Genomic DNA, 16832 nt, shown 5'->3' with positions numbered 1-16832 from the left:
GCTGCGTGCCTGACAACTACAAGTAGAGCACGCCATTTGATTGCATGCAACTAGATTGCACGCAACTAAATCGTGGACAAGGTCGGTCGGTTACCCTGGAGCGCATGACCACGCCCGCGACCGAGCCCGCGACGGAGCCCACGACCGACTGGCTCCGCCTGGACCAGCAGATCTGTTTCTCCCTGAGCGCCGCGTCGCGCGCCTTCGGCAGCGTCTACCGCGTGGTCCTCAAGGACCTGGGGCTCACCTACTCCCAGTACCTGGTGCTGCTGGTGCTGTGGGAGCACGGCGAGCTGCCCGTGAAGCGGCTCGGCGAGCACCTCCGTCTCGACTCCGGCACACTGTCGCCCCTGCTCAAGCGGCTGGAGGCGGCCGGCCTGGTCCGGCGCGAGCGGAGCAGGCGCGACGAGCGGTCGGTGGAGGTGGGGCTGACCGAGGAGGGCACGGCGCTGCGCGAGCGGGCCGTCGAGGTGCCCCGCCGGATCGCCGCGGCGACCGGCCTCGACCTGACCGAGGTCCAGGACCTGCGCGCCCGCCTCGACCGGCTCACGGCGGCGCTGGACGCGTACGGCACCGGTCCGGCACCCGAACCGTCCTGACGGGTGCGGGCGCCCGGCGGGCGCCGCGATGACGGATCATGGCTACCAAGGACCACCGAACGAAGGGGACAGCCGCAATGACCTGGCTGATCACCGGCGGCGCCGGATACATCGGGGCGCACGTCGTACGGGCGATGACCGAAGCGGGCGAGAAGGCCGTGGTGTACGACGACCTGTCCACGGGGATCGCCGAGCGCGTGCCCGACGGTGTGCCCCTGGTGGTGGGCTCGGTCCTGGACGGCGAGCGGGTCGCCCGCGCCCTGGCCGACCACTCCGTCACCGGCGTGGTGCACCTGGCCGCCAAGAAGCAGGTCGGCGAGTCGGTGGACCTGCCGCTGCACTACTACCGGCAGAACGTGGAGGGCCTGCGCGTCCTGCTGGACGCGGTCACCGCGGCCGGGGTCCCGTCCTTCGTCTTCTCCTCCTCCGCCGCGGTGTACGGCATGCCCGACGTCGACCTCGTGACCGAGGAGACGCCCTGCGTGCCGATGTCGCCGTACGGCGAGACCAAGCTGGCCGGCGAGTGGCTGGTCCGGGCCACGGGCAAGGCGACGGGCCTCGCCACGGCCTCCCTCCGGTACTTCAACGTGGCGGGCGCGGCGAGCCCGGAGCTGGCCGACACCGGCGTCTACAACCTCGTCCCGATGGTCTTCGAGAAGCTCACGGAGTCCGCGGCCCCCCGGATCTTCGGCGACGACTACGCGACGCCGGACGGCACCTGTGTGCGCGACTACATCCACGTCGTCGACCTGGCCGAGGCCCACGTGGCCGCGGCCCGCGCCCTCCAGTCCTCCCCCGGCACCACCCTCACGCTGAACATCGGCCGCGGCGAGGGCGTCTCCGTCCGCGAGATGATCGACCGCATCAACGCCCTCACCGGCTACGACCAGCCGCCGACGGTCACCCCCCGCCGCCCCGGCGACCCGGCGCGCGTCGTCGCCTCGGCCGACCGCGCCGCCGTCGAACTGGACTGGAAGGCCAAGTACGACGTCGAGGACATGATCGCGTCGGCATGGGCCGGCTGGGTACGGCTCCACCCGGAGGCGGCGCGGGACTGACGCCCCGGGGGGCGCCCGGTCAGCGGGGCGACGAGACCTGCTCGCGCACCCACGCCGGGTCGGGATTGGTATGGGCCCGGCCCGCCACGAACAGCGTGGGCACGGTCTCGTTGCCGTCGTTGACCTCGCGCACCGCTGCCGCCCCGGCCTCGTCCCGCCAGATGTCGACCCAGTGCAACCGCCGGGCCTTGCGCCCCAACCGGAGGCGCAGCCGCAGGCAGTAGGTGCAGCCCGGCCGCCAGAACACCACCGGCCGCCCGTCTGCGGCACTGCGCCGCCGCGCCTCCACCGCACCGACCGACCTCGGGAACACCAGGGGCGAGATCAGCCCCGCCAGCAGCACGAACACCACCACCAGCACGGCACCCGTCCCCGGGCGCCCCTGCACGATCGGCCCGGTCGCGGCCCCCGCTCCGGCGATCAGCAGCAGCACCGGGCCCGTCCACGCCCGCCTCATCGGGCCCGCCCCGGGGTCCCGCGGTGCCCGGCTTCCCGAGCGGCGTGCTCGACCCGGTCCCGGTACGTCTCCCACCACGCCGCATCGACCGCCGGCACACCCGCGTTGTCCTCGCGCATGCCCACGGCACCGTCCATGAGCTCCCGGACGATGTCGGCGTGCCCGGCGTGCCGGTGGGTGTCCGCGATCACCCGGGTCACGGCATGGTGCAGCGTCACCTCGTCCTTCCCCTCGGTCCACCACGGCACCCTGCCGACCGTGTCCAGCGCCAGCGCGTCGATCGTCGCGTCCGCGTGGGCCCACGCCCGCCGGTACAGCTCCACGACGTACGCGCGCGACTCTTCGGCGGTGACCCACATGTCCGCGCCTGGCTCGGCACCGTCCGCGAGCCAGGGCAACGGCTCACCGGACGGCCGCCCGAAGGTGTCGCCGAGATAGCCCAGTTCCACGGTGGCGGCATGCTTCACCAGCCCGAGGAGGTTGGTACCGGTCGGCGTCGCCGGGCGCCGTATGTCGTACTCGGAGAGCCCCTCGAGCTTCCAGAGCAGGGCGTCGCGGGCGGACTGGAGGTAGCAGCGGAGATCGGCCTTGGGATCTGTCGGGGTCATGGGGCCAGTCTCCCGCTCCCGCCCGGGGAACCGTCACTCACCGGGGTGAGGCATCGCTCGCCACGCGTTATGCGCCACGCTCGGCGCTCTTGCGCGGATCGTCCGCCAGGATGCGGGCCGCGAGCCGCCGCGCCTGCTCCTGCGGGGACTGATCGGGGTCGAGCAGCAGCTCGTACCGGTAGGAACATGCCGGCGTCCCGGGGGCCGCGGATGCGCCGAACTCCACGTCGACGCCCTCGGGGAGGGCGAGTTCCTCGGGGACGCCGGGCTCCTCGCGCCGGGGCCAGACGCCGGTGAGGACGCAGTCCCACCGCTCGAACCCGCCGCTGTCCACCAGGGTCTGCTCCAGCAGCCGGGCCACGGTGTCCACCGGCTCCTCCCAACTGCGGTCCGCCGCGGCCCGCGCCAGCTCGGCCTCGTACTGGGCCGCGTCGAAGTGGACCTCCGCGGGCACGGCGTCGATGTCGCTGGTGTTCTCCCAGGCGTCCCAGATCACCCGGTCGCCCTCCCGGCGCACGGTGACGTACAGGCCGCCGCAGCAACCGACGGTGCAGGTCGGTTCACTGATCAGCACCCTGCGCGGCACCGCCGCGACCGCGAGCGGCCGGCTCTCGTCCGGCCCCCGCCAGCTCCGGCAACCGGGCGCCATCCCTCCCGGGTGGGCCTCCCCCAGAACGTCCACCCCGTCGACCAGCGGCCGTACCTCGGCCCAGGGGTCGGCAGTCCAGTCCTGCGGGATCCGGTACTCCAAGGTCAGCGTGCTGACCCTCGGCCGGTCTGTCGTCGGCATGACCCCCAGTCAATCAGCGGCACGTCACAGGGCGATGAGCCCTGCCGACGTTTCCTTGAAGCCGCATGCGTCGAGGTAGAACGGGCGCAGATGGTCCTCGAAGTCGACGTGCAGCCACTCGCACCCCGCCGCCCGGGCCTGTTCGGCGGCGACCGCGACCAGGCGGGCGCCGACTCCGCGTGACCGGCAGTGCCGGGCGACCACCGTGTCCAGGAGGAAGGCGTGTGCGCCGCCGTCCCAGGCGACGTTGACGAAGCCGACCAGCGAGCCGTTCTCCCAGGCGCAGACCCAGCCGAGGCTGTGCCGCTCCAGCTGGGTCCGCCAGTCGGTCCCGTCGGCCGGGTGGCCGAAGCCGTCGGCGTGCAGTGCGTTGAGGAGCGCGTTGTCGACGTCTCCCCGCCACCGGTAGGTGATCGTCACGGTCCGATCGTATGCCGACCCGGTCATGACGCACACTGCCCGCATGGACCAAGAAGCCAGCACCTACGACCTGTTACTCATCGGCGGCGGCTCCGGCGTCGGCAAGAGCACCGTCGGCCGGGAGGTGTCCGCGCTGCTCCGGGCGGCCGGAACGGCACACTGCCTGATCGAGGGGGACGGCATGGACCAGATCCATCCCGCACCCGACGGCGACCCGCACCGCACGGCGGTCACCGAGCGGAACATCGCCGCGGTGTGGGCGAACTACGCGGCGCTCGGTCAGCGCCGGCTGCTCTACACCAACACCGTGAGCATCCTCGAGGCGCCGATGATCGGGCGGGCCATGGGCGGGGACGAGGTCAGGGTCACCTGCGTGCTGCTGACCGCCGACGAGGCCACCGTGCGGCAACGGCTCGCCGTGCGCGAGACCGGATCGCAGCTCGGCGTCCACATCGAGCGGAGTCTGCGCATGGCGCGGCGGCTGGCCGAGGAGGCCCCCGTGGGCACGGTGCGGGTACCCACGGACGGCCGGGCGGTGCCGGACATCGCGGCGCAGGTCGTCCGGCTCGCCGGCTGGTGAGGGGGCGAGCCGGCTACAGCGGTCGCACGAAGGACGCCCGCCACTGCGGGGACGGGTCCGAGCCCAACTCCGTCCCGTACTCACGGCCCCCGGTGATGCGTCCGTCCCGTACGGTCCACAGCGACAGGGCCCGGTGGACGCCCATCGTCTCGTGCGGGACCTCCACCTCGGAGACCACGGTCGCGCCGTCGGCCACGATGCGTATCACCTCGATCGACCAGCCCTCCGGATACTCCGCGTTGACCCCTACGAAGTTCGCCCGGCCCTCGATCCGCTCGGCGCTGACCGGCCACTCCACCACGGCACGTCCATGGGCTGCGTCGGTTCCACTCGTTCCATGGGGCATCGTCACAGGACCCACTGACAACCGCCCCGGGCTCAGAGCGCCTTGAGCCCCTCCGCCGTGGCGCGTGCCAGCGATCCCAGGTAGCCCTTGGGCGGCTTCGCCCCGCGGACGACCACCGAGCGCCAGTACAGCGGGCCCGAGATCAGGTCGAGGGCCAGGTCTGTGTCGAGGCCGGGGCCCAGCTCGCCGCGTTCGGCCGCCGCCGCGAGGATCCTGCTGGCGACGCCGTCCTGGCCCTCCCGCAGGGTCTTCTGCAGCGCCTGCGCAATGTCGGCGTTGCGGGCCGCCTCCGCCTGGAGGTCGGGGATGATCTGCGAGGCCACCGGGTGGCGCAGGGCACGGGACGTCACCTCGTACAGCAGCCGCAGGTCCCCCTCCAGGGAGCCGGTGTCCGGCGCGGGCAGACCCTGCACGGCGAGCGCGGAGACGATGTCGAGCACCAGGTGCAGCTTGGAGCGCCAGCGCCGGTAGACGGCGGTCTTGCCGACCCCCGCACGGCGCGCGATGCCCTCGATGGACATGCGGGCGTAGCCCACCGCCGCCAGCTCCTCGAAGACCGCCGCGCGAATGGCCTCGGTCACGTCCTCGCGGAGCACCGCCGCCCCGGCGGGGGCCCGGCGGCGGCGCGGGCGCGGCGTCGGCTCGTCGGCGGCGGCGTTGGTCGTCATGCGAGTCAAGCATAGGGCGTAACGACGAAACGGTTGCGTTCCGGCGTCACGACGGCCTACGCTCACGTCACGACGATACGGTGCCGTCCCGACGTAGATGAACACACACGGTCACCCAGGTGAACGACGGGCGTCGCCCTCTCGCCCCCTCCCCCGAGCGAAAGCACCGGATGTGAGCCAGGTCCTCGACCCCCCTCCCCCGACCCGGGCATCGGCCCAGGCCACCCCCCTCACCACCGAACCCGGCCCCGCCGCCGGGACCGACCTCGCGGCGCTCGCCGCCCGGCACGGACTGACGGTCAGCGGCGCCCGCCCCTCCCTGCTCCAGTACGTCCGTGAGCTGTGGGCGCGCCGGCACTTCATCGGCGCCTTCTCCACCGCCAAGCTCACCGCCCAGTACAGCCAGGCCAAGCTGGGCCAGCTCTGGCAGGTGATGACGCCCCTGCTCAACGCGGCCGTGTACTACTTCATCTTCGGCCTGCTGATGGACACCAAGCGCGGCGTGGAGGACTTCGTCCCGTTCCTGGTCACCGGCGTGTTCGTGTGGACGTTCACGCAGAGCTCGATCATGGCGGGCACCCGCGCCATCTCCGGCAACCTCGGCCTCGTACGCGCCCTGCACTTCCCTCGCGCCGCGCTGCCGGTGTCGTTCTGCCTCCAGCAGCTCCAGCAGCTGCTGTTCTCGATGGCCGCGCTCCTCGTGATCCTGCTGGCCTTCGGCGTGCCGCCCGCCCCGTCCTGGGTGCTCGCCCTTCCGGCGCTGGTGCTGCAGTTCCTGTTCAACGCGGGCGTGGCGATGGTCATGGCCCGGGTGGGCTCGAAGATCCCCGACATGGCCCAGCTGATGCCGTTCCTGCTGCGCACCTGGATGTACGCCTCGGGCGTCATGTTCAGCATCGAGCACATGACCGGCCCGGACAGCGGCCTGCCGTCCTGGGTCGGCACCGCCCTCCAGCTCAACCCCGCCGTGGTCTACATCGACCTGATGCGCTTCGCCCTGATCGACACCTTCGGCGGAAGCCAGCTGCCGCCCCATGTGTGGGCGCTCGCGGTGGGCTGGGCCCTGGTCGCCGGGATCGGCGGCTTCATCTACTTCTGGAAGGCCGAGGAGACCTACGGTCGTGGCTGACACCCCCGCTGACAACAGTCCCGCTGACAACACCCCCGCCGAGCGCGTGCCCACCGTCGTCGTCGACGGCGTCGACATCGTCTACCGGGTCAACGGCACCGGCGCCGGCCGCGGCTCCGCGACCGCCGCCCTCAACCGCATCCTGCGCCGCAAGAAGACCGAGCGGGCCGCGGGCGTGCGCCGGGTGCACGCCGTGAAGAACGTGTCCTTCGTGGCGTACCGGGGCGAGGCCATCGGCCTGATCGGCACCAACGGCTCGGGCAAGTCGACGCTGCTCAAGGCGGTCGCGGGCCTGCTCCCCGTGGAGAACGGCCGCATCTACACCGACGGGCAGCCCTCCCTGCTCGGCGTCAACGCCGCCCTGATGAACGACCTCACCGGCGAGCGCAACGTGTACCTCGGCGGCCTGGCGATGGGCATGTCCCGCGCCCAGGTCAAGGAGCGGTACCAGGAGATCGTCGACTTCTCCGGGATCAACGAGAAGGGCGACTTCATCACCCTGCCGATGCGCACGTACTCCTCCGGCATGGCGGCCCGCCTGCGGTTCTCCATCGCCGCCGCCAAGGACCACGACGTCCTCCTCGTCGACGAGGCCCTGGCCACCGGCGACCGCTCCTTCCAGAAGCGGTCCGAGGAACGCATCCGGGAGCTGCGCAAGCACGCCGGCACGGTGTTCCTGGTCAGCCACAGCAACAAGTCCATCCGCGACACCTGCGACCGGGTGCTGTGGCTGGAGCGCGGCGAACTGCGGATGGACGGGCCGACGGAGGAGGTCCTCAAGGAGTACGAGAAGTTCACCGCGGGCCCGGGCCCGGCGGCGAAACCCAAGGCCGCACCCAAGCCCGCCCCCAAGGCCAAGGCGGTCGCGTGAGCGCCGTGTCCCCCGGGAGGCGTACTCGCGGCGGCCACGATTAATCCTTTTGCCTGATTGATGTCACTATGTCGGAATAGAAGCCGACCCAGAGGAGTGCTCCGGGAGCGACGCGGCGAAGGCCAAGGCGAAGGAGTCCCGCGATGCCCGAGACGGCCCCCGATACGGCCCCCGATGCCCCCGACCTCAGCGTCATCGTCCACGGCCGCAACGTCCAGGACCACCTGCCCGCCCTCCTCGACTCCCTGGACGCCCATCCCCTCACCGGCGTGGAGGTGATCGTCGCCGCCGTCGGGGACTGGGCGCGGGAGGTCGCCGAACGGCACGCCCCGGCCTTCACCGTGCTGCCCCTGCCGGACGGAGCCGGTGACGCCGCGGCCCGCTCGGCGGGGGCGGCCCGGGCGCGGGGCCGGTGGCTGCACTTCGTGCACGCCAAGGACGGGCTGCCCGTCGGCGCCCCGCCCGCCGTCGCCGAGCGCGTCGGCACTCTCCCCGACGCCGTGGAGGTCCTGCTCCTCGACCACGTCCGCGGCTCCTGGCGGGCCTCGGGCCTCCCCTCCCCCGACGGCCCCCGCCTCGCCCGCGCGGGCCGCGCCGATCTCGCCCTGGACGACCGCGCGGGGTTGCTCCGCCTCACCCCACTGCTCGGCAACCGTGCCGTGCGCGCCGCCTTCTGGCGGGCCCACGAACGGCTCCTGACCACCGAGGACGAGCCGTTCGCCGCGTACGCCGCGCTGCTGCTCGCCGACCGTGTCGCCTGCCTGCCCCACCCGGCGTACGAGGACCGCCGGCTGCGCCCCGAGAGCCTGCCGCCGCCCACACCCGCCGAGCGGTACGCGCTGGTCGACCGCTACGAGGCGCTCCTGGGCCTCACCGCCGACCGGCCCGCCGTCCACGGCGTCCTGTACGACCTGATGATCCGCGACTGCCTGCACACCTTCGCCCGGGCCGGGATGCCGGACGACGTGGCGCGGGAGTTCTTCCACCGGGCGTCGGTGACCGCCCGGCGCCACCGCCCCGAGCGACTGAGGCGCCCGGCCGGACTGGAGGGCGTACGCCGGTCGCTCCTGGAGGAGGGCGCCTACGGCAAGTACCGCGCCCTCCAGACCGCCAGCCACGCCCGCCGCGGGGTGCGCTCCGCCGTACGCACCGGCAGACGCCGGGCCGGCACCCGCCTGCACACCCTCCAGTACCGCGCCGCCCTGGCCCGCCCCCTCGACCCGCACCTCGCGGTCTTCTCGGCGTACTGGAACCGCGGGGTGGCCTGCAACCCGGCCGCGATCGCCGCCAAGCTCGCCGAACTCGCCCCGGGCGTCCGCCCGGTGTGGGTGGTCACGGCGCAGGGCGCGGCGCTGCTGCCGCCCGGCACCGACCACGTCGTCCCCGGCACCCGCCGCTACTGGGAGGTGCTGACCCGCGCCAAGTACCTGGTCAACAACGTCAACTTCCCGGACGCGGTGGTCAAACGCCCCGGCACCGTCCACCTCCAGACCCACCACGGGACCCCGCTCAAACGCATGGGCGTGGACCAGCTGCCGTACCCGGCCGCCGCCCACGGCCTGGACTTCCAGGCGCTGCTCGATCGCGTCGACAAGTGGGACTTCAGCGTCTCCGCCAACAGCCACTCCACCCGCATGTGGCAGCGGGCCTACCCGTCCCGCCACCTCTCCCTCGACCACGGCTATCCGCGCAACGACGTGTACTACACCGCCGGTCCCGCCGAGGTCCGCGCGGCCCGCGAGCGCCTCGGCATCGCGCCCGGCCGCCGCGCGGTCCTCTACGCGCCCACCCACCGCGACTACGAGGCCGGCTGGACGCCGCGTCTGGACCTCGCGGCCCTGGCCGACCGACTCGGTGAGGAAACGGTTCTGCTGGTGCGCGCCCACTACTTCTACGACAGCGCCGCCGCCCCCTCGGCCCCGCTGGCGGGCCTGCGCCGCGCGGGCCGCCTCGTCGACGTCTCCTCCTACGAACCCGTCGAGGAGCTGTGCCTGGCCGCCGACGCGCTGGTCACCGACTACTCGTCGATCATGTTCGACTACGCCAACCTCGACCGCCCGATCGTCATCCACGCCGACGACTGGGAGACCTACCGCACCACCCGCGGCGTCTACTTCGACCTGATGGCCGAGGCCCCCGGACCGGTCGCCCGCACCCAGGCGGAGCTGACGGAGGTCCTCGCCTCCGACGCCTGGCACGACGAGCGCGCGACGAAGGCCCGGACCGCCTTCCGGCGCCGGTTCTGCGAGTACGACGACGGCCGTGCCGCCGAACGCGTCGTGCGCCGGGTCTTCCTCGGCGAGGACGAGCGGACCCTGCCCCCGGTCCTGCCGGTCGAGGACCGCACCCCGGCCCCGAGCCCCGAGGAGGCGACCTCGTCATGAGGACAGCCACGAGCCCGAGCCCGGCCACGGGCACGCTCCTCCCGTTCAGCGTCCCGGACGTCACCGTCACGGTCATCGTCTACAACGACGCCGAACGCCTCCCCCGTGCCGTCGCGTCCGTACTCCGCCAGACCCACACCAACATCGAGGTCGTCATCAGCGACGACCACTCGACCGACGCGACCGAGGAGGTGGCCCGCGAACTGGCCGCCCACGACCCGCGGGTCGTCTACCTCCGGCTGCCGGAGAACAGCGGCGGGTGCAGCGCCCCGCGCAACCGCGCCCTGGAGATCGCGCGGGCGCCCTACCTGATGTTCCTGGACAGCGACGACGAACTCCCCGAACGCGCCGTCGAGGTCCTGCTCGCCGCCCACCGCGAACGCGACCTGGACTTCGCCATGGGCGCCGTGCACCGCATCCGCGTGGACGGCGGACGCCGCACCACCTGGATGCCGCACCTGGTCGCCGAACGCCGCACCCTCGACGGCATCGAGGCCGACCCGCGGCTGTTCTTCGAGCACCTCTCCACCAGCAAGATGTACGCCCGCGCCTTCCTCGACCGGCACGGCCTGCGCTTCCCCGAGGGCATCCACTACGAGGACCAGCTCTTCTCGGCCCAGGCGTACTGCCTGGCCAAGACGTTCACCGTCGTCCCCGAGCCGGTCTACCGCTGGTACATAGCCCCGTACGCGGCCTCCGACTCCGCCTCCATCTCCAACCAGCGGCACAAGCTCACCAACGTCCGCGACCGCGTCCACGTGCAGCGGCTCATCGACGCGTTCCTGGCCGAGAGCGGACACGAGGCGCTGCGCGAGGACAAGGACTTCAAGTTCCTCAAGCACGACTTTCGGATGTACGCCGGTGACCTCCCCTACCGGGACGACACCTGGCTGGCCTCCTTCGCGGACCTGATGAACCCGTACCTCGACACGCTCGCCGAGGGCGCCTACGCCCGGCTGCCCCGCGCCGAACGGGTCGTCCTGCGGCTGCTGCGCGACCGGCGCCTGTCCGACGTACGCACGGCGGCCCGCGGCCTCGGCCACGACGTGGCACCGCGCCGGGTGACACCGGACGAGGAGAGCGGCCGCGTGTACTGGGGCGAGGAGGTCCCGGCTTCCCCCGAGGCCCGGCGCGAGCTGGACCAGACCGACCTCGAACTGGACACCCGCCCGTTCTTCACCGCCCTGCTCCGGCACGAGATCACGGAGATCACGCGCGGCCCCGGCGCGTCGGTCACCCTCACCGTCCGCACCTACGACCCCGCCCTGCGCCTCCCCGTCGGCCCCCAGCGCGCGGTGCTCCACCTCTCCCCCGGCCGCCGCCGTCTCACGGTCCCCTTCCGCCTGTCACCTGTCCGCCCCGGCCTCTTCGAGGGCCACGTCCGCCTGGACCTGGCGGCGGCCCGCCTCCCCCTGCACGGCTTCGCGGGTACCCGCCATCCGGTGCTCCGCCTCCGGCATCGCGGCCGCACCCACACGGGCATCCTCCTGGCGCCGCTGGCCTTCCCGCCCCTCACGGCCCGCGTCCCCTACCGCACCGGCCTCACCCCCCACCGGATCACGCTCCGCCCGGAGGGCCACAACCCGGGCCGCCTCCAGATCACCTGGCACCCGGTGGGCGCCACCTCCGCGGTACTCCGCCCCGCCGCCCGCCGCCTGTCGACACCCCGCACGCGGAGAGCAGCCCGCCTGGTGGCCAACGTCCTACGTTGACCCGCTCCCGTACCTGCGGGCAATCGTGCCGCTGGGGCGGCACGGGTGGGCGCAGGCGGCACCCCGCAACGCCGGGCTGCGCACCCACCCCCGCCCAGCCCCCACCCCACCCGCACACGCCAAGGCGCCCCGGACCGACCCCGGCCCGAGGCGCCTCTCACGGCAAACGACGCAAACGCCGCCCGCCTACGAATGCGTGCGCAGCAGCGTCCGCATCGTCCGCATAGCCACCGAAAGGTTGGACAGATCAAACGCGTCCGACCCGCGGATCTCCTCCAGCGTCGTCCGTGCCCGCCCGAGAATCGCCGCGTTCTTCTCCTCCCACGCCTTGAACCGCTGCTCCGGCGTAGACGACCCGTTGCCGACCGCCAGGACGTCCGCGGTCAGCGCCGCGTGCGCCGCGTACAGGTCCTCGCGGATCGCCGCGCGGGCCATGGACTGCCAGCGGTCGTCCCGCGGCAGGTCACTGATCCGGTCCATCAGCTGGGTGACACCCAGCCGGTCGGCGAGGTCGTAGTACACCTCCGCGACGTCCAGCGGCTCCTTGCCCATGCGGTCGGCCACCGACACGATGTCCAGCGTCGCGAAGGCCGAGGAGAACCCGGCCACCCGCGTGGCCGGCTCGTCCGGCACCCCGACCGCGGTCAGCTCGTCGTGGATGTGCTGGTACCACTCCGCGTCCGCGCCGCGCAGCAGCTTCGGCAGCTGCGACCACACCTGCTCGACCCGCTCGGCGAAGAACTCCACCGTCTCGGCCAGCTCCAGCGGCTGCGGCCGGTTGTTGAGCAGCCAGCGCGTGCCGCGCTCGACCAGGCGGCGCGAGTGCAGCCGGATCCGGGTCTGGACGGCGGCGTCGACCTTGGTGTCCAGAGCCTCCACCGCGTCCCACACCGGGGAGGAGCTGAAGATCGCCCGCGCCACGGTCTGGGCCCGCACGATCTCCTCGAGCGACGCGCCGGTCTCCTCGCGCATCCGGTGCAGATACGTCGTACCGCCCGTGTTGACCGTGTCGTTGACCAGGACGGTCGTCGTGATCTCGCGGCGCAGCGGGTGGCTGTCGACCTGCTCGGCGAACTGCTCGCGCAGCGCCGTCGGGAAGTAGGCGTGCAGCAGACCCTTGAGGTACGGGTCGTCCGGCAGCGAGGTGTGCAGCAGCTCCTCGGCGACGGTGATCTTCGTGTACGCCAGCAGCACGGCCGTCTCCGGGCCGGTCAGGCCGTGCCCGCTGCTCAGCCGCTCGCGGATCTGGCGGTCGGTGGGCAGGAACTCCAGGGCCCGGTTGAGGTGGCCCTCCCTGACCAGGTGCCGCATGAAGCGCTGCTGGGCGTGGAGCATGTCCCTGGACTGCGCCAGCGCGTTGGCGATCGCCGTGTTCTGCGCGTAGTTGTTGCGCAGGACCAGCGCGCCGACCTCGTCGGTCATCTGGGCGAGCAGCTTGTTGCGCTGCTTGACGGTCATGTCGCCGTCCTTGACGAGACCGTTGAGCAGGATCTTGATGTTCACCTCGTGGTCGGAGGTGTCCACGCCCGCGCTGTTGTCGATGGCGTCGGTGTTGATCCGGCCGCCCTGCAGCGCGAACTCGATCCGGCCCAGCTGGGTCAGGCCCAGGTTGCCGCCCTCGCCGACGACCTGGACCCGCAGGTCCTTGCCGTCGACGCGGATGGCGTCGTTGCCCTTGTCGCCGACGTCCGCGTTGGACTCCGTGGACGCCTTGACGTACGTGCCGATGCCGCCGTTCCACAGCAGGTCCACCGGGGAGCTGAGGATCGCCTTCATCAGCTCGGCCGGGGTCGTCTTGGTGATGCCCGCCTCGATGCCCAGGGCCTCGCGGACGTGCGCGTTGACCGGGATGGACTTGGCCGTGCGCGGGAAGATGCCGCCGCCCGCCGAGAGCAGCTCGGTGTTGTAGTCCTCCCAGGAGGAGCGGGGCAGCTCGAACAGCCGGCGGCGCTCGGCGTAGGAGGTGGCCGCCTCCGGCGTCGGGTCGATGAAGATGTGCCGGTGGTCGAAGGCGGCGACCAGGCGGATGTGCTCGCTCAGCAGCATGCCGTTGCCGAAGACGTCGCCGGACATGTCGCCGATGCCGACGACCGTGAAGTCCTGGGTCTGGGTGTCCACACCCAGCTCCCGGAAGTGCCGCTTGACGGACTCCCAGGCGCCGCGGGCGGTGATGCCCATGCCCTTGTGGTCGTAGCCCGCGCTGCCGCCGGAGGCGAAGGCGTCGCCGAGCCAGAAGTTGTAGGACTCGGCGACCTCGTTGGCGATGTCGGAGAACTTGGCGGTGCCCTTGTCGGCGGCGACGACGAGGTAGGTGTCGTCCTCGTCGTGCCGGACGACGTCGGCGGGGTGCACGACCTCGCCGGCCACCATGTTGTCGGTGATGTCGAGCAGCGCCGAGATGAACGTCTTGTAGCTGGCGATGCCCTCCGCCATCCAGGCGTCGCGGTCGACGCTCGGGTCGGGCAGCTGCTTGGCGACGAAGCCGCCCTTGGCGCCGACCGGCACGATGACGGTGTTCTTCACCATCTGCGCCTTGACCAGGCCGAGGATCTCGGTGCGGAAGTCCTCGCGGCGGTCCGACCAGCGCAGACCACCGCGGGCGACCTTGCCGAAGCGCAGGTGGACGCCCTCGACGCGCGGGGAGTACACCCAGATCTCGAACGCCGGGCGCGGTGCGGGCAGGTCGGGGATGGCCTGCGGGTCGAACTTCATGGAGACGTAGTCGTGCGGCACGCCGCCGCTCGCCTCCTGGAAGAAGTTGGTCCGCAGCGTCGCCTTGATGACGGTGAGGAAGGACCGCAGGATCCGGTCCTCGTCGAGGCTCGCCACCTGGTCGAGGGCCGCGTCGACCTCTTCGAGCAGGGCGTCCACGATCTCCCGCCCGGCACGCTGCCGCTCCGGCGCCATCCGCGCCTCGAACAGGTTGATGAGCAGGCGGGTGGTGTGGACGTTGTTGCGGAGGGTGTCCTCCATGTAGTCCTGGCTGAACGTCGAACCGGCCTGCCGCAGGTACTTGGCGTACGCGCGCAGCACCATCGCCTCGCGCCAGGTCAGTCCCGCGCTGAGCACGAGGGCGTTGAAGCCGTCGTTCTCCGCCTTGCCGGTCCAGGTGGCGGCGAAGGCGTCCTGGACGCGCTCGCGGGCGTCGTCGCCGAGGTAGTCGGCGCCACCGGACGGGGCCTTGGGCATCCGCAGGCCGAAGTCGTAGATCCAGGCAGTGGTGCGGTCCGCGCAGCGCAGCTCGTAGGGGCGCTCGTCGGTGACCTCGACGCCGAGCCGGCTGAGCACCGGCAGTACGGCGGACAGGGAGACCGAGCCGCCCTTCTGGTAGATCTTGAAACGCCGCTCCTCGGGCGCGGCGCCGACCGGCTCGTACAGGCTCAGCGCGAAGGTCTTCTCCTCGTCGAGCTGCTCCAGGTGGCCGAGGTCGGCGACGGCGGAGCGCGGGCCGTGGTCGGCCTTGTAGCCCTCGGGGAAGGCGGACCCGTAGTGGCGCAGCAGTTCAGCGGCGCGTTCCTCGCCGAACTCGGCGGTCAGCGCCTCGCCGAACCCGTCGGCCCAGGAGCGGGCGGCCTCGACGAGCCGGGCCTCGACGCGCTCCTTGTCGACGTCGGACAGGTGCGGCAGCTCCGTGCCCTGCGGGACGCGGACCACGAAGTGCAGCCGGGACAGGATCGACTCGGTGTTCCAGGCCGTGAAGTCGACGCTGGTGCCGCCGAGCTCCTCCTTGAGGATGTCGATGATCCGCAGCCGGACACCGGTGGTGTAGCGGTCGCGGGGGAGGTAGACGAGGGCCGAGTAGTAGCGGCCGTACTCGTCCTGGCGCAGGTAGAGCCGCAGGCGGCGCCGCTCCTGGAGGTACAGCACCGAGGTGACGATCGGCTCCAGCTCCTCCACGGAGGTCTGGAACATCTCGTCGCGCGGGTACGTCTCCAGGATCTGCAGCAGGTCCCGCCCGTCGTGGCTGTTGGGCGAGAAGCCGGCCCGCTCCAGCACCTCCTCCACCTTGCGCCGCACCACCGGCACCCGGCGGACGGACTCGGTGTAGGCGGCGGAGGAGAACAGACCGAGGAAGCGCCGCTCGCCGACGACGTTGCCGTTCTCGTCGAACTTCTTGACGCCGACGTAGTCGAGGTACGAGGGACGGTGCACGGTGGCCCGGCTGTTCGCCTTGGTCAGCACCAGCAGCCGGTGCTCGCGGGCCTTGGCCCGGGCGTCGGCGGGCAGCCGCTCGAAGGAGGGGCTGACGGGGTGGCTCTCGTCGGCCGCGTGGTGCGGGTCGGAGCGCAGGATGCCGAGGCCGGTACCGGCGACGGCGGCGAGGGAGTCGTCCTCGCGCAGCTGGTACTCGCGGTAGCCGAGGAAGGTGAAGTGGTCGTCGGCCAGCCAGCGCAGCAGTTCGCGGGCCTCCTCCAGCTCGCGCGCGGGGAGGTCCTCGGGGGTGGCCTCGGTCGACAGCTGGTCCGCGATGCGGACGGCAGCGTCGCGCATCTTGCCCCAGTCCTCGACGGTCTCGCGGACGTCGTTCAGGACACGCAGCAGGTCGGCGGTGATCTGCTTCAGGTCGCCGCGGTCGGTCTCGCGGTCGATCTCGACGTGGATCCAGGACTCGACGTGCGCGTCGTGCGGCAGGTCGGCGGCGGGCGGACCGGCGAGGACCTCGACGAGCTTGCCGGCGACATCGCGCCGCACCACGATCTGCGGGTGGACGACGACGTGGATGCCGCGACCCTGTCGGGTCAGCTCGTTGGTCACGGAGTCGACGAGGAAGGGCATGTCGTCGGTGACCACCTCGACGACGGAGTGGCTGCACGTCCAGCCGTTCTCCTCGACCGTCGGAGTGTGCACCCGGACGTTCGCCGTGCCCTGCGGGCGGTTCTCGGCCAGCCGGTAGTGCGAGACGGCGGCCCCGAAGATGTCGACCGGGTCGCGGTCGGCGAGGTCCTCCGGGGCGGTGTGCCGGTAGTAGCGCTGGAGGAACGCGAACACGGATGCGTAGTCCGGGGCGCCGTCCGGGCCGTCCGGGGTGCCCGGAGTTCCCTCGCCCGTCGTCCCGGTCGGTAGGTGCCCCCCGACCGGGCTGTTCTCAGCTACCCGCGCAGCCCTTTCGAGCAGCTCGGCCTTGGCTTCGTCCAGCTTGGTCTGCATTGTCCTCTGACTCCTGTCGCGCGCCGTTGCGTGACGTAGAAGGAAGTACGGTCTCCTGCCTT

14 protein-coding genes are annotated in these 16832 nt (G+C 72.0%); 7 read left to right on the top strand and 7 right to left on the bottom strand.

Translation table 11 applies throughout. The annotated features are described in order from the left end of the window. The first annotated feature begins 104 nt into the window (after window positions 1-104). Both ACZ7MF_RS22140 and galE read left to right on the top strand, forming a co-directional pair. On the top strand, window positions 105-599 hold the full coding sequence (locus tag ACZ7MF_RS22140; protein ID WP_471478987.1) for a MarR family winged helix-turn-helix transcriptional regulator: 495 nt from the start codon (window positions 105-107) through the stop codon (window positions 597-599). Between the two features lie 77 nt (window positions 600-676). Continuing rightward, window positions 677-1657, top strand: coding sequence for a UDP-glucose 4-epimerase GalE (gene galE / locus ACZ7MF_RS22135; RefSeq protein WP_471478984.1), 981 nt, complete (start codon window positions 677-679; stop codon window positions 1655-1657). A 19-nt stretch (window positions 1658-1676) separates the two neighbouring features. On the opposite strand, the gene ACZ7MF_RS22130 is transcribed toward galE, so the two are convergent. The 4 genes from ACZ7MF_RS22130 to ACZ7MF_RS22115 all read right to left on the bottom strand — a co-directional run bounded on the left by ACZ7MF_RS22130 (window position 1677) and on the right by ACZ7MF_RS22115 (window position 3932). Beyond that, a complete protein-coding gene (locus ACZ7MF_RS22130) occupies window positions 1677-2114 on the bottom strand; it encodes a glutaredoxin domain-containing protein (protein ID WP_471478982.1) in 438 nt (145 codons plus the stop codon). Next, window positions 2111-2722, bottom strand: a complete 612-nt coding sequence (locus ACZ7MF_RS22125) for a DinB family protein (RefSeq protein WP_471478980.1) — start codon at window positions 2720-2722, stop codon at window positions 2111-2113. Before ACZ7MF_RS22125 ends, ACZ7MF_RS22130 begins: the two co-directional genes overlap by 4 nt. A gap of 67 nt (window positions 2723-2789) precedes the next feature. Next, window positions 2790-3512 carry a hypothetical protein gene (locus ACZ7MF_RS22120; protein ID WP_471478979.1) on the bottom strand — a complete coding sequence of 241 codons (723 nt, stop codon included), beginning with the start codon at window positions 3510-3512 and terminating at the stop codon, window positions 2790-2792. Window positions 3513-3536: 24 nt separating this feature from the next. Beyond that, entirely contained in the window at window positions 3537-3932 is a 396-nt protein-coding gene (locus ACZ7MF_RS22115; protein WP_471478977.1) for a GNAT family N-acetyltransferase, read from the bottom strand. A 43-nt stretch (window positions 3933-3975) separates the two neighbouring features. On the opposite strand from ACZ7MF_RS22115, the gene ACZ7MF_RS22110 reads away from it, so the two are divergent. Beyond that, window positions 3976-4512, top strand: a complete 537-nt coding sequence (locus ACZ7MF_RS22110) for a nucleoside/nucleotide kinase family protein (RefSeq protein WP_471478974.1) — start codon at window positions 3976-3978, stop codon at window positions 4510-4512. Window positions 4513-4525: 13 nt separating this feature from the next. Here ACZ7MF_RS22110 and ACZ7MF_RS22105 read toward each other — a convergent pair whose 3' ends face one another. Together ACZ7MF_RS22105 and ACZ7MF_RS22100 are read right to left on the bottom strand one after the other, a co-directional pair. After that, complete coding sequence (locus tag ACZ7MF_RS22105; protein ID WP_471478972.1) at window positions 4526-4813, bottom strand: nuclear transport factor 2 family protein; 288 nt, start codon at window positions 4811-4813, stop codon at window positions 4526-4528. 77 nt (window positions 4814-4890) lie between these two features. Continuing rightward, on the bottom strand, window positions 4891-5526 hold the full coding sequence (locus tag ACZ7MF_RS22100; RefSeq protein ID WP_471478970.1) for a TetR/AcrR family transcriptional regulator: 636 nt from the start codon (window positions 5524-5526) through the stop codon (window positions 4891-4893). A 172-nt stretch (window positions 5527-5698) separates the two neighbouring features. On the opposite strand from ACZ7MF_RS22100, the gene ACZ7MF_RS22095 reads away from it, so the two are divergent. From ACZ7MF_RS22095 to ACZ7MF_RS22080, 4 genes are all read left to right on the top strand, one after another. Next, entirely contained in the window at window positions 5699-6655 is a 957-nt protein-coding gene (locus ACZ7MF_RS22095) for an ABC transporter permease (RefSeq protein ID WP_356858655.1), read from the top strand. Continuing rightward, window positions 6561-7526 (top strand): ABC transporter ATP-binding protein, encoded by a 966-nt coding sequence (locus ACZ7MF_RS22090; protein WP_471478967.1) that lies wholly within the window; start codon window positions 6561-6563, stop codon window positions 7524-7526. Before ACZ7MF_RS22095 ends, ACZ7MF_RS22090 begins: the two co-directional genes overlap by 95 nt. A gap of 143 nt (window positions 7527-7669) precedes the next feature. Then, window positions 7670-9910 (top strand): CDP-glycerol glycerophosphotransferase family protein, encoded by a 2241-nt coding sequence (locus ACZ7MF_RS22085; RefSeq protein ID WP_471478964.1) that lies wholly within the window; start codon window positions 7670-7672, stop codon window positions 9908-9910. Then, window positions 9907-11622 (top strand): glycosyltransferase family 2 protein, encoded by a 1716-nt coding sequence (locus tag ACZ7MF_RS22080; RefSeq protein WP_471478961.1) that lies wholly within the window; start codon window positions 9907-9909, stop codon window positions 11620-11622. Before ACZ7MF_RS22085 ends, ACZ7MF_RS22080 begins: the two co-directional genes overlap by 4 nt. Before the next feature lie 186 nt (window positions 11623-11808). Here the strand turns inward: ACZ7MF_RS22080 and ACZ7MF_RS22075 are convergent, their stop codons facing one another. Then, window positions 11809-16770: an NAD-glutamate dehydrogenase gene (locus ACZ7MF_RS22075; protein ID WP_471478959.1), complete on the bottom strand. Its 4962-nt coding sequence runs from the start codon at window positions 16768-16770 to the stop codon at window positions 11809-11811. Window positions 16771-16832 lie beyond the last annotated feature (62 nt).

The sequence above is a fragment of the Streptomyces sp. NPDC111628 genome (genome assembly GCF_055635195.1).
Note: the sequence above shows the minus strand (reverse complement) of the source record. Positions and strands in the feature narration are given on the sequence as shown.

Bases quoted from the DNA above. Each gene is read 5' to 3' on its own strand.
- ACZ7MF_RS22090 (WP_471478967.1), top strand. From the start codon at position 6,561: ATGTGTGGGCGCTCGCGGTGGGCTGGGCCCTGGTCGCCGGGATCGGCG.
- ACZ7MF_RS22140 (WP_471478987.1), top strand. From the start codon at position 105: ATGACCACGCCCGCGACCGAGCCCGCGACGGAGCCCACGACCGACTGG.
- ACZ7MF_RS22120 (WP_471478979.1), bottom strand. From the start codon at position 3,512: ATGCCGACGACAGACCGGCCGAGGGTCAGCACGCTGACCTTGGAGTAC.
- ACZ7MF_RS22075 (WP_471478959.1), bottom strand. From the start codon at position 16,770: ATGCAGACCAAGCTGGACGAAGCCAAGGCCGAGCTGCTCGAAAGGGCT.
- galE (WP_471478984.1), top strand. From the start codon at position 677: ATGACCTGGCTGATCACCGGCGGCGCCGGATACATCGGGGCGCACGTC.
- ACZ7MF_RS22110 (WP_471478974.1), top strand. From the start codon at position 3,976: ATGGACCAAGAAGCCAGCACCTACGACCTGTTACTCATCGGCGGCGGC.
- ACZ7MF_RS22085 (WP_471478964.1), top strand. From the start codon at position 7,670: ATGCCCGAGACGGCCCCCGATACGGCCCCCGATGCCCCCGACCTCAGC.
- ACZ7MF_RS22130 (WP_471478982.1), bottom strand. From the start codon at position 2,114: ATGAGGCGGGCGTGGACGGGCCCGGTGCTGCTGCTGATCGCCGGAGCG.
- ACZ7MF_RS22125 (WP_471478980.1), bottom strand. From the start codon at position 2,722: ATGACCCCGACAGATCCCAAGGCCGATCTCCGCTGCTACCTCCAGTCC.
- ACZ7MF_RS22080 (WP_471478961.1), top strand. From the start codon at position 9,907: ATGAGGACAGCCACGAGCCCGAGCCCGGCCACGGGCACGCTCCTCCCG.
- ACZ7MF_RS22100 (WP_471478970.1), bottom strand. From the start codon at position 5,526: ATGACGACCAACGCCGCCGCCGACGAGCCGACGCCGCGCCCGCGCCGC.